This window comes from Bradyrhizobium sp. SZCCT0231 (assembly GCF_018130245.1).
Lineage (GTDB): Bacteria > Pseudomonadota > Alphaproteobacteria > Rhizobiales > Xanthobacteraceae > Bradyrhizobium > Bradyrhizobium japonicum_F.
On record NZ_JAFCKP010000017.1, the window covers coordinates 20518 to 34833 of the forward strand.

The 14316-nt window shown below is 65.4% G+C and carries 14 protein-coding genes; 7 read left to right on the plus strand and 7 right to left on the minus strand.

Annotated elements, in window-relative coordinates; all coding sequences use genetic code 11:
- Positions 1–73: 73 nt before the first annotated feature.
- Together JQ566_RS28450 and JQ566_RS28455 are read right to left on the minus strand one after the other, a co-directional pair.
- Positions 74–1171: a quinone-dependent dihydroorotate dehydrogenase gene (locus tag JQ566_RS28450; RefSeq protein WP_212378577.1), complete on the minus strand. Its 1098-nt coding sequence runs from the start codon at positions 1169–1171 to the stop codon at positions 74–76.
- Complete coding sequence (locus JQ566_RS28455; protein ID WP_212378579.1) at positions 1168–1512, minus strand: DUF952 domain-containing protein; 345 nt, start codon at positions 1510–1512, stop codon at positions 1168–1170. Before JQ566_RS28455 ends, JQ566_RS28450 begins: the two co-directional genes overlap by 4 nt.
- A gap of 213 nt (positions 1513–1725) precedes the next feature.
- On the opposite strand from JQ566_RS28455, the gene JQ566_RS28460 reads away from it, so the two are divergent.
- Together JQ566_RS28460 and JQ566_RS28465 are read left to right on the plus strand one after the other, a co-directional pair.
- Positions 1726–2382, plus strand: a complete 657-nt coding sequence (locus tag JQ566_RS28460) for a S24 family peptidase (protein ID WP_212378581.1) — start codon at positions 1726–1728, stop codon at positions 2380–2382.
- A 136-nt stretch (positions 2383–2518) separates the two neighbouring features.
- A complete protein-coding gene (locus tag JQ566_RS28465; RefSeq protein WP_212378583.1) occupies positions 2519–3271 on the plus strand; it encodes a carbonic anhydrase in 753 nt (250 codons plus the stop codon).
- Between the two features lie 145 nt (positions 3272–3416).
- Here JQ566_RS28465 and JQ566_RS28470 read toward each other — a convergent pair whose 3' ends face one another.
- From JQ566_RS28470 to JQ566_RS28490, 5 genes are all read right to left on the minus strand, one after another.
- Entirely contained in the window at positions 3417–5060 is a 1644-nt protein-coding gene (locus tag JQ566_RS28470) for a lysine--tRNA ligase (RefSeq protein WP_212378585.1), read from the minus strand.
- Positions 5061–5239: 179 nt separating this feature from the next.
- Positions 5240–6160, minus strand: a complete 921-nt coding sequence (locus tag JQ566_RS28475; protein ID WP_212378587.1) for a transporter substrate-binding domain-containing protein — start codon at positions 6158–6160, stop codon at positions 5240–5242.
- Between the two features lie 252 nt (positions 6161–6412).
- Positions 6413–7003, minus strand: coding sequence for an SCO family protein (locus JQ566_RS28480; RefSeq protein ID WP_212378589.1), 591 nt, complete (start codon positions 7001–7003; stop codon positions 6413–6415).
- 24 nt (positions 7004–7027) lie between these two features.
- Complete coding sequence (locus JQ566_RS35055) at positions 7028–7153, minus strand: hypothetical protein (protein ID WP_283814383.1); 126 nt, start codon at positions 7151–7153, stop codon at positions 7028–7030.
- A gap of 177 nt (positions 7154–7330) precedes the next feature.
- Positions 7331–7852, minus strand: coding sequence for a Clp protease/crotonase-like domain-containing protein (locus JQ566_RS28490; RefSeq protein WP_212378593.1), 522 nt, complete (start codon positions 7850–7852; stop codon positions 7331–7333).
- Between the two features lie 263 nt (positions 7853–8115).
- Here JQ566_RS28490 and JQ566_RS28495 point away from each other — a divergent pair, with 263 nt between their 5' ends.
- From JQ566_RS28495 to JQ566_RS28515, 5 genes are all read left to right on the plus strand, one after another.
- The gene (locus JQ566_RS28495; RefSeq protein ID WP_212378595.1) at positions 8116–9774 is read left to right on the plus strand and encodes an FAD-binding dehydrogenase; all 1659 of its coding nucleotides are present in this window, start codon (positions 8116–8118) and stop codon (positions 9772–9774) included.
- 15 nt (positions 9775–9789) lie between these two features.
- Positions 9790–10695: a CE1 family esterase gene (locus tag JQ566_RS28500; protein ID WP_249139859.1), complete on the plus strand. Its 906-nt coding sequence runs from the start codon at positions 9790–9792 to the stop codon at positions 10693–10695.
- Between the two features lie 96 nt (positions 10696–10791).
- Entirely contained in the window at positions 10792–11142 is a 351-nt protein-coding gene (locus JQ566_RS28505; protein ID WP_212378599.1) for a RidA family protein, read from the plus strand.
- 113 nt (positions 11143–11255) lie between these two features.
- Complete coding sequence (locus JQ566_RS28510) at positions 11256–11621, plus strand: nuclear transport factor 2 family protein (RefSeq protein ID WP_212378601.1); 366 nt, start codon at positions 11256–11258, stop codon at positions 11619–11621.
- 79 nt (positions 11622–11700) lie between these two features.
- The gene (locus tag JQ566_RS28515) at positions 11701–14289 is read left to right on the plus strand and encodes a ligase-associated DNA damage response DEXH box helicase (protein WP_212378826.1); all 2589 of its coding nucleotides are present in this window, start codon (positions 11701–11703) and stop codon (positions 14287–14289) included.
- Positions 14290–14316: the final 27 nt, after the last annotated feature.

Here is a 14316-nt window from a genome sequence, read left to right on the forward strand (position 1 = left end):
CTGCAGCGCACCGTGCCGGACGATGCTTCGCATCGCCGTGAGCGCTGTGCTGCGTCCGGGGCACGAGACCGCGCTACATTCCCGGCCAGTCTTCCGCCGTGAGCGTCGCGGCATCGGCGCCGACGATATCGGACAGCGAATCCCGTCCCGTTCGTAGCAGCGTCGAGGTCAGGTCGCGCTTGATCTCGTCGACGAGGCCGAGACCCTTGTAGACCAGCGACGAATAGAGCTGGATCAGGCTGGCGCCGGCGCGGATCTTCGTCAGTGCGGCGCCGCCCGAGTCCACGCCGCCGACGCCGATCAGCGGGAACGCACCCTCGACACGCACATAGGTTTCCGCGACCATGCGCGTCGACAGACGGAACAGCGGCCGGCCGGACAGGCCGCCTTGCTCCTTCGCCCGCGTCTGATCGCGCAACGTGCTCGGCCGCGCGATCGTGGTGTTCGACACGATCATGCCGTCGACCCGGCGCGAGCGCGCCACCTGCACGACGTCGTCGAGCTGGGCGAGGCTCAAATCCGGCGCGATCTTGAGCAGCACCGGCGTGTCGCCGGCCTTCTGACGCACCCGCTCGCGGGCGTCGATCACGCGTGCGAGGAGCTCGTCGAGCAGCGCGCCTTCCTGCAAATTGCGCAGGCCCGGCGTGTTCGGCGAGGAGACGTTGACGGTGAAATAGCTCGCCACCGGTGCAAAGGTCTCGATCAGCTTGACGTAGTCGGCGACGCGGTCCGGCGAATCCTTGTTGGCGCCGACATTGACGCCGACGATGCCGCCGTGCTGCGCGCGCGCGGCAAGCCGGCGCAGAGCCGCCTCCGCGCCGTCATTGTTGAAGCCCATGCGGTTGATGATCGCCTCGTCGCGCTCGAGCCGGAACAGCCGCGGCCGCGGATTGCCTTCTTGCGGCTTCGGCGTGACGGAGCCGATCTCGACGAAGCCGAAGCCGAGCCGCAGCAGCGCGTCCGGAACCTCGGCGCTCTTGTCGAAGCCCGCGGCCATGCCGATCGGATTGGGAAAGTTCAGCCCGAAGGCGCGCACCGCGAGCTTGGGATCATCGGCGCGCGGCTTGACCGGCGGCAGGAAGCGCAGGCCCTGGATCGCGAGGCGATGCGCGTCTTCGGGATCGAGCCAGCGCAGCACCGGCAGCGAAAAGGCGTCGAACGCGCGGATCACGGCAACAGCTCCGGAACATCGTGACCGCCGTCGGAGCGCATGTTGAGGTTCATCACCGCGATCACTGCGCCCAGATCCAGCTCGCCATAGAGATGCGGGAAGAGCTCGTCATTGCGCGAACGTTCCCAGCGGAGCTCGCTGCCCAGCGTATCGCCGTCGACCTCGACCAGGAACAGCGCACGCTGCCCGAAATAGTGCTTGCGCAGGGTCTCGGGAACCTGGGCGGCGGTCGAGAAATGGATGAACCCGTCGCGTGCGTCATCCGCGCTGCCGCGGTAGACACCCTGCCGTTCCGCCTCGCGCCAGGCCGAGGCCGGACAGATTTTGTAGATCTTGACCACCGCTTACGCAGCCTTGTTTGTTCTTTGAGTCTTTTGGGTTTTTTCGTCTCTCGCGGGTCCTCAAAACCCGGGCGCGACCGTAAAGGCCGTCCCTTCCGAACTCAAGACCTAGAGCCTTTTCCGGTCCGGTGAAATCGCCGCCTCTTGCGCAAAAAACGGAAAACCGGTTGATTTGAGGACAGTTTTCCTGAGTTGCGACGGGCTGGACCTTCCATGGTCAAACAGGCCAAAGCGCAGAGGATGCTGACTCACGACCAGATCTGGGCCGCGCTGGATCGGCTGGCGGCGCGCGCCGGATTGTCGCCGTCCGGCCTTGCCAAGCGTGCCGGGCTCGACCCCACCACTTTCAACAGGTCCAAGCGCGTCACCGCCGACGGCCGCGAGCGCTGGCCCTCGACCGAATCGATCGCAAAGGCGCTGGCCGCGGCCGACGCCTCGATCGACAGCTTTGCGAAGTTGATTGACGACGACGGCGTGCGCGACGGCCGTTCGGTGCCGCTGCTCGGCTTCGCGCAGGCCGGGACGAGCGGCGCGTTCGACGAGGCCGGCCTTCCATCCGGCAGGGGCTGGACCGAAATCGCGCTTCCCACCACCGAGGACCGCCACACGTTTGCGCTGGAGATTTCCGGCGATGCGCTTGCGCCTGTCTATCGCGACGGCGACATCGTCCTGGTCTCACCCGGCGCGCCGATCCGCAAAGGCGATCGCGTGGTGGTGAGGAGCAGAGCGGGTGAGATGACGGTCGCGACGCTGAAGCGCCGCACTGCAAGGGCGCTGGAGCTCGAGCCGCTCGATGGGACGCAGACCGAATCCACGATGGCCGCGGGCGATGTGGCGTGGATTGCGCGGATCCTGTGGGCAAGCCAGTAATTGTTTCCCGCCGGCGTCGGATCAGGCGAGGACATCAGCCACGCCGCGTCTTGTCTGCCGCGACCTTGCGACTCACTGCCCCCCTCGCATAGGTTGCGCACCTATTGCCGACCAAATTCATCGCAGGGGGAATATGATGAATCGCCGTCACGCATTGAAGGCCTTGGCGGGTCTTGCGCTTTGTCCGTTGTGCAAGCCGGGCTTCGCCGCCGAGGGCGCGCATTGGAGCTATGAGGGCGCCGGCGGCCCGGCCAAATGGGGCGATCTCGACGCGGCCAACAAGGCCTGCGCGGTCGGCCTGCAACAATCGCCGATCGACATCGAGGCGACGATCAAGTCGCAATTGCCGGTCCTGAAGCTGAACTGGGGCAAGAGCGCCGACACCATCGTCAACAACGGGCATACGATCCAGCTCAACTTTGCTGAAGGTAGCACGCTCACGCTCGGCGACGTCAAGTACAAGCTGCTCCAGGTGCACTTTCATCGGCCGAGCGAGCACAAGATCGGCGGCAAGAATTTTCCGATGGAGGCGCATTTCGTCCACCGCAACGAGGCCGGCGGGCTCGCCGTGGTCGGCGTGCTGATGACCGAGGGCAGGCCGAACGCATCCTTCGCCAAGATCGTCAAGACCATGCCGGCTGCGGAAGGGCCCGCGGTGAAGGCGGATGCGAGCATCAATCCGCTCGCCATGCTGCCACCGAAGCTCAGCTATTACCGCTATCCCGGCTCGCTGACGACGCCGCCCTGCTCGGAGGTCGTCGAATGGCTGTTGCTGACCGACCCGATCCAGGTGTCGGCATCTGATATCGCCGCGTTCGCAAAGCTCTACCCGATGAACGCGCGCCCGGTGCAGAAGGACAATCGCCGTTACGTGCTGCGGTCGAATTGAATGGGCTCTGCAGCTTCGCCATCCGGTTTGACGTCATTCCCCGCGAAGGCGGGGAATCCAGTACGCCGCGGCTTCTCGATTCATCACATCTGCCGCAGCGTACTGGATCGCCCGGTCAAGCCGGGCGATGACAGTGGAAGTGCGGTTACGCGCTCCTCGCCAGCGCGCCGTCGATCATGTTCACCGCGTTCTGCACGCCGTAGACCGCGACGAAGGAGCCGAAGCGCGGGCCCTTCTCCTGGCCGAGCAGGACCTGGTAGAGCATGTTGAACCAGTCCAGCGTCACGCCGGGGCGGCCGTCCTTGCCCTTCTTGACCTGGTCGAGGAACGGCTCGCGTCGGCCGATCTCGTAGACGACGTTCTGGATGTCCTCGGCCGAGGCATCCTGCGGAAGCTGTGAGAGCGCATCGCGCAGGTCCTGCAGCGCCGCGCGCTCGCTGTCTGTCGGCACGCGGAACTGTTTCGTCGGCGCGACGAAGTCGCGATAATAGTTGATGGCGTAGCCGACCATCGCATCCAGCTTCGGATGCGTCTGCGGGCTCACGCCGGGACGATAGCGGCCGATGAAGCCCCACAGCGTCTCGGCATTCTCCGCGTTCGACGACGACACCAGCGTCAAGAGCAGCTGGAAGGTGACCGGCATGTCGCCCTTCGGCGGCTTGCCGTTATGGATATGCCAGACCGGATTGCCGAGCTGCTGCTTGCCATCCTGTTTGGCGAAGCCGTCGATGAACTGCTGGTAGTCGTCGACGTTGCGCGGGATGACGTCGAAATACAGCCGCTTGGCCGCCTTCGGCTCGCGGTACATGAACAACGACAGCGATTCCGGCGAAGCGTAGCGCAGCCATTCGTCGATGGTGAGGCCGTTGCCCTTCGACTTCGAGATCTTCTGGCCCTTCTCGTCGAGGAAGAGCTCGTAGTTGAAACCTTCAGGCGGCGTGGCGCCGAGCGCCTTGGCGATCGCGCCGGAGAGCTTCACGGAATCGATCAGGTCCTTGCCGGCCATCTCGTAATCGACGCCAAGCGCGACCCAGCGCATCGCCCAGTCAGCCTTCCACTGACACTTGACGTTGCCACCGGTGACTGATGTCTCGACTTCCTGGTTGGTATCGGGATCGACATAGGTCACCGTGCCGGCCGCGACGTCGCGGCGGATCATCGGCACCTGCAGCACGACACCCGTGGTCTTGCTGATGGGCAGGAACGGCGAATAGGTGGCGCGGCGGTCCGGTCCCAGCGTCGGCAGGATGATCGCCATGACCTTGTCGTAGGCAGCTAACATCTTCAGCAGCGTCGCGTCGAAGCGGCCGGACGTATAGTAGTCGGTCGAGCTCGCGAACTCGTAGTCGAAGCCGAAATGATCGAGGAAGGCGCGCAGCCGCGCATTGTTGTGGTGGCCGAACGACGGGTACTCGTTGGAGAACGGATCCGGCACCCGCGTCAGCGGCTTGCCGAGATGCGCAGCCAGCATCTCCTTGTTGGGGACGTTGTCCGGCACCTTCCGAAACCCGTCCATGTCATCGGAGAATGCGAGCAGGCGCGTCTTGATCCTGTCCTCGGTCAGCACGCGGAAGGCATGGCGCACCATCGAGGTGCGCGCGACCTCGCCGAAGGTGCCGATATGCGGCAGGCCGGACGGGCCGTAGCCGGTCTCGAACAGCACCTCGTCCTTCGGGCTTTTCTTCAGCCGCGCGACAATGGCCTTCGCCTGCTCGAACGGCCAGGCATTGGATTGTTCGGCGAGCGCACGCAGGTCGCTCGGGTTCGCGGCAAGATCGATAACGGACATCAGGGGCCTCCGGGCCGCGGAAAATAGCGATTTCCGGGCAGAATGCAAAAGTTGCGGAGCAACTATCGCGGAATCGTAGGGTGGGCAAAGCGAAGCGTGCCCACCACTTCCAAAGACGGTGGGCACGGCGCTGACGCGCCTTTGCCCACCCTACGGCAGCTGCACTGGCAGCGACGAAACTAAAACGGGCTCACCGAGAAATAGCGCAGCCATAGATCGGTATAGCGGCCTTTCTCCCAGACGCGGAACATCGCCCAGTTCAAGGCCTGTCGCAGCACGTCGTTGCCCTTGCGCACGGCGATGCCGATGCCTTCGCCGAAGAAACGGCTCTCGACGAAGGGACCGCCGGAGAAGGCGCAGCAATCGCCGGAATCGGTGCCATTGATCCAGAACGCCAGCGAGATGGCGTCGCCGAAGATGAAATCGACCTCGCCCCTGCGTAGAGCTGCGCGCATCGCATCGTCGCTGGGGTAGGCGTGCAGCTCGGCGTCGGTGAACATCGCCTTGAGATACGCCTCATGCGCGGAGCCGGCGATGACGCCGACCTTCTTGCCCTCGAGATATTCGGGGCGGATCTCCGGCATCACCGCATCCTTGCGCGAGACGAAGCGCGCCGGCACCCGGTAATAGGGATCGGTGAAGTCGACGCGGGCGCGCAGCTGCGGGCTCACCGCCATCGAGGCGATGATGGCATCGCCCCGGTTGGAGGTGAGCGCATCGACCAGCGTCTCGAAACGCCGCATCTGCACCGTGCAGGTGACCTTGATCTCCTCGCACAGGGCGCGGGCGAGATCGACGTTGAAGCCGGCCGGATTGCCGTCGGCGCCGGTGTAATTGAACGGCGGGTAGTCGGTCTCGGTCAGGAAGCGGATCACGGTCAGGCGCGACAGGTCCGGCCGCTCCGGTCGCCGGCGCGGGTCCCAGAAACCGGGCACGGCCTGCGGGGCGGCCTGAGGGGTGGTCTGTGGCGCTGCCGGAGGCCGCTTGGCTGGCGTCTGGGCCTCGGCGGGCAGGGCTGCGAGCAGGCACGCGGCGGCGGCCAACCCCGTCAGCAAGCCACGGGCAGATTTGAACGATTTCGCCTGTTGCGATGAAGCCATCGGCCGGAAATGAATGAATTTCGTTGGGATCGGAGGGCGTTATAGACCATCCCGCCGGGAACGCGAGCGCCGATTGCGGGCTGAGCAAAGGTCTCTCAGACGTCATGCCCGGGCTTGTCCCGGGCATCCACGAACTCTCTCGCCCGCCCAAGAACGTGGATGGCCGGGACATAGGCGAGCGGAAGCGACGCCGTCCATCGACGGCTATGCCCGGCCATGACGACGTGAAGCAGCCGCGCCCGGGCGAGGCCCTCAGAGATACTTCTTCAAATCGGCCGCCGCCTCTTCCGGCGTGCGCTTCAAATTGAACGGCGAGACGAACCTCCCGTCGCGATCCATCAGATAGATCAGCGCGGTGTGGTCCATGGTGTAGTCGCCGTCCTTGGTCGGGACCTTCTTGGCATAGACCCGATAGGAGGTGATGACCTTGGCGGTCTCGGCGGGATCGCCGCTGAGGCCTTCGAGATGCGGATCGAAGCTCGACAGGTAGTCCTTCATCGTCGCCGGCGTATCGCGCTCGGGATCGACCGAGATGAAGACGGCATTGATCTTGTCGGCATCCTTGCCCATCGCGCGCAGCACTTCCGAGATCTCGAACAGCGAGGTTGGGCAGACGTCGGGGCAATGGGTGTAGCCGAAGAAGATCAGGGTCGGCTTGCCCTTGAGGCTCTTGTCCGTGACGGCTTTGCCGTTCTGGTTGGTCAGCTGGAACGGGCCGCCGATCGCGGCCGGCTGCGTCACCTTGCTGACCCCGCCCATGGCCCAGAACATGATCAGGAGCCCGACAATGAGGCTTGCGGCGAAGGCGGTCGCGATCACCAGCGGACGGGCGGCGGGGCTCATGGGCGGAATACTTCCTGTCGCAGGTCAGAAGCAGGCGGCAAAGCCGGTCCTGATCATTTCGAAGAACACCTGGCTGCCATAGTGGAACCAGAGCGCCAGCGCGCCGATCACGGCGAGGCCGCCGATTGCCGCGCCAACCCAGAGCAGCACGGATGACATCCGGCCGGCAGTGGGCGAATTGTCCGATAGCCGATGCGCTGGATGCAGTGGTTGAGCCATGACAACGATCGGGACGAAGGCCCGGTTCCCAGGCTTTCAGATAGGCCTTGCACCGCCTGCGGGCAAGACGCCGCCGGCGGCGCAAGAGCCGCCGTCAGGCTGCGAATATCAGTGGAGAAGCTGGCCCCGGGCGGATTCGAGTTGCTCCGCCTGTGGGAGCGATCGGCGCGACGGCCTGGCTGTCGAGGCCTGCGCGTCCAGGTAGCAGGGCTTGTACATGGCCTCGAGCTGCTTGCCCCTCAGGAACAGCATGCGTGGGGTCAGCCCGCCCCGCTGGCCGATCCAGCGCCTCACCTGCGAGGGATACATCGCATAGAGCATCTGGGTTGCTTCAGGATTGGTGACGGCGCGGCCGTTGACACCGAAATCCCAGGCGGCGTGGAAGCCCAGCGTCGCATGCGAGGTCACGCAGATCCGGTCGTGCGGGATGGCGCCGAGGACGATGGTGCAGGCCGAGGCACAGAGGCCGTCGATGATGACGGTTTCGCCCGATTGCCTGAGGTCCTGGTATTTGTCGACGTAGGTTCCAATCCGGCCGCCGCGGTCATCCGCGATACGAACCACCGCGTGAGAAGCCCCCATGCCCGCGATCAAGAGACCCGCCGCAAGCAACCCCGTCAGAAACTTCATTGTCCCCCGCCCCGGTCGAATTCGAATCTGCGTGTCAGGTGGTGATGCACGACTAGCGTCCGTCGTAACCAAGGTTTTGTCTAGGCAGGCCGGCTGACGCAAAACAAATTCAAGTCCAGTGTTGCGTCCGCGCTGCACCGGCCTGTCTTTATCCCAATGTGGAACAAGTTAATGAGGTCTTACGCGCCATACCCTTGATCTCAGTTACAACCGCTGGCTTCAATCCGGGCAATTACAGGGGGGAACTCATGGAGGGGGAACGCATGGCTGAAGAAACGGACATCATCGTGGTCGGCGCGGGACTGTCGGGCCTCGTTGCCGCCACCGAGATCGCCGACGCGGGCAAGCGCGTGATCGTCGTGGACCAGGAAGGCGAGCAGTCGCTCGGCGGCCAGGCGTTCTGGTCGTTCGGCGGGTTGTTCCTGGTCGATTCGCCGGAGCAGCGGCGGCTCGGCATCAAGGATTCCTACGAGCTCGCCATGCAGGACTGGCTCGGCGCCGCCGGCTTCGACCGCGACGAGGATTTCTGGCCGCGCCAATGGGCCGAGGCCTATGTGGCGTTCGCGGCCGGCGAGAAGCGCGGCTGGCTGCGTGCGATGGGCCACCGCATCTTCCCGGTGGTCGGCTGGGCCGAGCGCGGCGGCTACGACGCGATGGGCCACGGCAATTCGGTACCGCGCTTTCACGTCACCTGGGGAACCGGGCCGGGCATCGTCGAGCCGTTCGAGCGCCGCGCGCGCGAGGCGATGAAGAATGGCCGATTGATCTTCAAATTCCGCCATCGCGTCGATGCGCTCTCCGTGACCAACGGTACTGTGGACGGCGTCAGCGGCGCGATCCTCGCCCCCGACACTATCGAGCGCGGCAAGAGCTCCTCGCGCGACGTCGTCGGCGAGTTCGCGCTGAAGGCGCAGGCCGTGATCGTCGCCTCCGGCGGCATCGGCGGCAACCACGAGCTGGTGCGGCAGAACTGGCCGAGGCGGTTGGGTGAGCCGCCGAAATTCATGATCTCGGGCGTGCCCGAGCATGTCGACGGCCGCATGATCGGCATCACCGAGAAGACCGGCGCGCGGCTGATCAACCGCGACCGCATGTGGCACTATGTCGAGGGCATCCAGAACTGGAACCCGATCTGGCCGCGCCACGGCATCCGCATCCTGCCAGGTCCCTCCTCGATGTGGTTCGACGCAACAGGCACGCGATTGCCGGCGCCGCTGTTCCCCGGCTCCGACACGCTCGGCCAGCTCAAATACATCATGTCGACCGGCTATGATTATTCCTGGTTCATCCTGACCCAGAGCATCATCAAGAAGGAGTTTGCGCTGTCGGGCTCGGAGCAGAACCCCGATCTGACCGGCAAGAGCTGGCGCATGACCTTGCGCCGTGCGACCAACAAGGGGGCGCCGGCTCCAGTGGAGGCGTTCAAAAGCCATGGTGTCGACTTCATCGTCCGCGACAAGGTCGATGAGCTCGTTGCGGCCATGAACAAGCTCGCCGGCAGCGATCTCCTCAAGCTCGAGCACATCAAGATGCAGATCGAGGCGCGCGACCGTGAGATCGCCAATCCTTACGTCAAGGATGCGCAGGTCATGAACATCCACAATGCGCGCCGCTACATCGGCGACAAGTTGATCCGCACCGCTTCCCCGCACCGCATCCTGGATCCCGCGCACGGGCCGCTGATCGCCGTGAAGCTCAACATCCTCACTCGCAAGACGCTGGGCGGCTTCGAGACCGATCTCGACTCCCGCGTGTTCGGGGAAGAGGGCAGCGTCATTCCCGGTCTCTACGCCGTCGGCGAAGCCGCCGGCTTTGGTGGCGGCGGCGTGCATGGCTATCGATCGCTGGAGGGGACTTTCCTGGGCGGCTGCCTGTTCTCGGGCCGCAATGCGGGCCGTGCCGCCGCCAAGGCGGTGGGCTAGATCGTGCGGCGGTGGATGCGCATCGGGACGCTGATCGCTGCATTGGCGGCAGCTTCAGCTGCATCCGCCGATACGATCGACGTCAACGGCGTGAAACGCTCCTACACCGCGCAGCTGCCGGCCAAGCGGCCCGCACCGCTCGTGATCGTGCTGCATGGCAAGACCCAGCGCGGCGCCGACATGGTCGCGCGGACGGCCTGGCCGCAGGTTGCAAAGCGCGAGGGCCTGGCCGTGGTGTTTCCGGACGGGTTCAACCATGCATGGGCGGACGCGCGAACCAAGGCGGGGCCTGCCTTGCGTGGACCCCCGGCGGGCACCGATGACGTCGCTTTCATCGCAAAGCTCGTCGAGAAGCTGGTGGCCGACGGCACGGCCGATGCGAAGCGCGTCTTCGTCGCGGGCGTCTCCAACGGCGGCGCTATGGCGATGACCATGGCCTGCGCGCGCGCCGATTTGTTTGCGGCAGCTGCGAGTGTGATCATGAATCTCACCGATGAAGCCGCCGTCACCTGTCATCCGTCGCGGCCGCTGCCGATGCTGCTCATGAACGGGACCGCCGACCCGCTGGTCCCCTACGAGGGCGGGCGCGGATCGAGCTATTTCGCCGCAGACGGATTCTGGTCCACGGACGAGACGCTGGCGTTCTGGCGCAGGCTCAATGGCTGCGAGACCGATGACGCCGGGGTAACCGACATGCCCGACAGGGCGCCCGCAGACCAGTCCACAGTGACACGGATCAGCTCGCGCTGCCCGACTGGGCACGACGTCGTGCTCTATCGCGTCAACCATGGCGGCCACCGCATGCCCGGTTTCGCTCCGGATGCCCGCTTCCCGAAGATGGCCAGGAGTTTGCTTGGATCGCAAAACGGCGACATCGACGGCGCCGAAATGATCTGGACGTTCTTCAGTCAGTTTCCATGAACGACGCATGCGTGCCGGGCAATGCATGCGTGGCAGGGGTGGCACACCGCAAACCGCTGGGCTAGACAGGGCCGCCATTCCACCAGGAGATCCCAGATGAGCATTCAGCGTTTTGAAACCGGCTCGCGCATGAGCCAGGTCGTCGTGCACGGCAACACCGTCTATCTCGCCGGCGTCGTCGCCAACAAGGCGGCCGGCGAAAGCGTGACGAAGCAGACCCAGGACATCCTGGCGACCATCGACGGCCACCTCGCCAAGGCCGGCACCGACAAGTCGAAGCTGCTCTCGGCCACGATCTACATCACCGACATGAAGACCTTCGGCGAGATGAATGCGGTGTGGGACGCCTGGGTGTCGCCCGGCAACACCCCGGCGCGCGCCACCGTAGAAGCCAAGCTGGCGGCCCCGCAATACACCGTCGAGATCATGGTGACGGCGGCGAAGTAACTTTTGCGAACACCTCACGCGCGTTGATGACCTCCGAGGTAATCGATCAACGCGCGTGAACCTTCGATAGTCACGGTCAGCCGGACAACACGGCGCCATCGAAGGAGAGCACCATGACCGATCCCGTCACCATCGCCCGCCGCTACATCGAGCTCTGGAACGAGCGTACGGCCGAGCGACGCCGCGAGCTGCTCAGCGAAAGTTGGACGACGGATGCGAGCTATGTCGATCCCCTCATGAAGGGCGACGGCCGCGACGGCATCGAGGCGCTGATCGCCGGCGTGCAGCAGCGCTTTCCCGAGTTCAAATTCAAGCTGATCGGCGAGCCCAATGGCTACGGCGATCACATCCGCTTTTCGTGGGGACTTGGTCCCGACGGCGCCGACAGCCCGATCAAGGGCACCGATTTCGCCGTGCTGAAGGACGGTCGGATCAGAAGCGTCACCGGATTTCTCGATCAGGTACCGGCAGGGGTGTGAGACCTCTTGCCCTTCTCGCCGCAGGCGGGGAGGGCAACACCCCTCGACGAAGCCATTTTTGCGGCTTACCTGTCATGCCGTGCCGCCCCGTATCCTCCCAACATCGGTCGAGCCGGCCGCGCTGCTGCCGGATCGCTTCCAGCAATGGTTCGCAGCCCGCGGCTGGTCGCCGCGCGCGCATCAGTTGGCGCTGCTGGAGAAGGCGCGCGAAGACCGCTCGGCGCTCTTGATCGCGCCGACCGGCGCCGGCAAGACGCTGGCGGGATTTCTGCCGACGCTGGTGGAGCTTTCGGCGCGGTCGCTCAAACGAGACGCGGGCGCGAAGCAGAACCTCGTCTCCACCGGCCGCAGCGTGCAACGCAGTGGCGGTCTCCACACCCTCTACATCTCGCCGCTCAAGGCACTCGCCGTCGACATCGCGCGCAACCTGGAGCGGCCGATCGCGGAGATGGCGCTGCCGATCAAGGTCGAGACCCGCACCGGCGACACGCCGGTCTCGCGGCGGCAGCGGCAGCGGCGCTATCCGCCGGACGTGTTGCTGACGACGCCCGAGCAGCTCGCGCTGCTGCTCTCATCCGACGACGCACCGTACCTGTTTTCCTCCCTGAAGCGCATCGTGCTCGACGAGCTGCATGCGCTGGTGACGTCCAAGCGTGGCGATCTGCTCTCGCTCGGGCTGGCGCGGCTCTGGCGCCTCGTGCCGCAGATGCGCGCGATCGGCCTGTCGGCGACCGTGGCTGAGCCGGATCAGCTCGCGCGCTTCCTGGTGCCGCAGCCCGACGGTAGGGAGCGAGCAGCCGACATCGTCATCGCCGGCGGCGCCGCGTCGCCCGTGGTCGAGATGCTCGATACGCGCGAGCGGCTGCCTTGGGCCGGCCACAGCGCACGCCACGCGCTCCCCGAGATCTACGAGCTGATCAAGGCCAACAGGACCACGCTGGTCTTCGTCAACACGCGCAGCCAGGCCGAGATGCTGTTCCAGAATCTCTGGAGCATGAACGACGATGGCCTTGCCATCGCGCTGCATCACGGCTCGCTCGATGTCGCCCAGCGCCGCAAGGTCGAGGACGCCATGTCGGCGGGCCGACTGCGCGGCGTGGTCTGCACCTCCTCGCTCGATCTCGGCGTCGACTGGGGCGACGTCGATCTCGTGGTCAATATCGGCGCGCCCAAGGGCTCCTCGCGCCTGATGCAGCGCATCGGCCGCGCCAATCACCGCCTCGATGAAGCCTCGCGCGCGGTGCTGGTGCCGGCCAACCGCTTCGAGGTGCTGGAGTGTCGCGTCGCCATCGATGCCATCGCCGAGAATGCGCAGGACACGCCGCCGTTGCGCCTAGGGGCGCTCGACGTGCTGTCGCAGCACGTGCTCGGCTGCGCCTGCGGCGAACCCTTCTTCTCGGACGAGCTCTATGGCGAAGTCCGCACCGCCGCGCCGTACGCAGACCTCTCGCGGCAGGATTTCGACGACGTCGTCGATTTCGTCGCCTCCGGCGGCTACGCGCTGAAGACCTATGAGCGCTTCGCCCGCATCAAGCAGGACAAGGAAGGCCGCTGGCGCGTCGCCAATCCAAAGGTGCGGCAGAGCTACCGGCTGAATGTCGGCACCATCGTCGAGGACGACATGCTGAAGGTACGGCTGGTGCGCCCGCGTGGCGGCGGTCAAGGAAAGACGGGCGGCTCAACCGGCGTGATCGCACGTGGCGGCCGGCTGCTTGGCGAGATCGAGGAGGCCTTCATCGAGGGCTTGAGCCCCGGCGATACCTTCGTGTTCTCAGGCGAAGTGGTGCGCTACGAGACCCTGGTCGAGGATCAGGTCTATGTCTCGCGCGCGCACGACAAGGACCCGAAGGTGCCGTCCTATATGGGCGGCAAGTTTCCGCTCTCGACCTATCTCGCCGAGCGCGTCCGCCGCCTGCTCGACGACGGCCGCGCATGGGGCGGCTTGCCGGAGCAGGTGCGCGACTGGCTGTCGCTGCAGAAGGACGTCTCACGCGTGCCGGCGGTGCGCGAGCTCCTGGTCGAGAGCTTTCCGCGCGCCAACAAGCACTATCTGGTCTGCTATCCCTTCGAGGGACGTCTCGCACATCAGACCCTCGGCATGCTGCTGACGCGGCGGCTGGAGCGCGCCCGCGCGCGGCCGCTCGGCTTCGTCGCCAATGAATATGCGGTGGCGATCTGGGGGCTTGGCGATCTCTCGTTCATGATCCGGGACGGCAGGATCGACCTCAACGCGCTGTTCGACCCTGACATGCTCGGCGACGATCTCGAAGCTTGGCTTGCCGAATCCGCGCTGATGAAGCGCACCTTCCGCAACTGCGCGATCATCTCCGGCCTGATCGCGCGCCGCCACACCGGCGAAGAGAAGAGCCGCCGTCAGGTGCTGTTCTCGACCGACCTCGTCTACGACGTGCTGCGCAAGCACCAGGCGGATCACGTGCTCTTGCGCGCCGCGCGCGCCGATGCCGCCACCGGCCTGCTCGACCTGCGCCGCCTCGGCGACATGCTGATGCGCATCCAGGGCCGCATCACGCACCGGGAACTCGACCACGTCTCCCCGCTCGCCGTGCCCGTGATGCTGGAAATCGGCCGCGAGTCAGTTTATGGCGAAGCTGCAGACGAGCTTTTGGCGGAAGCCGCCGATGAACTCGTCAAAGAGGCGATGTCGTAGAGAATTTTGCCAGTGAGGCGCGCTAAT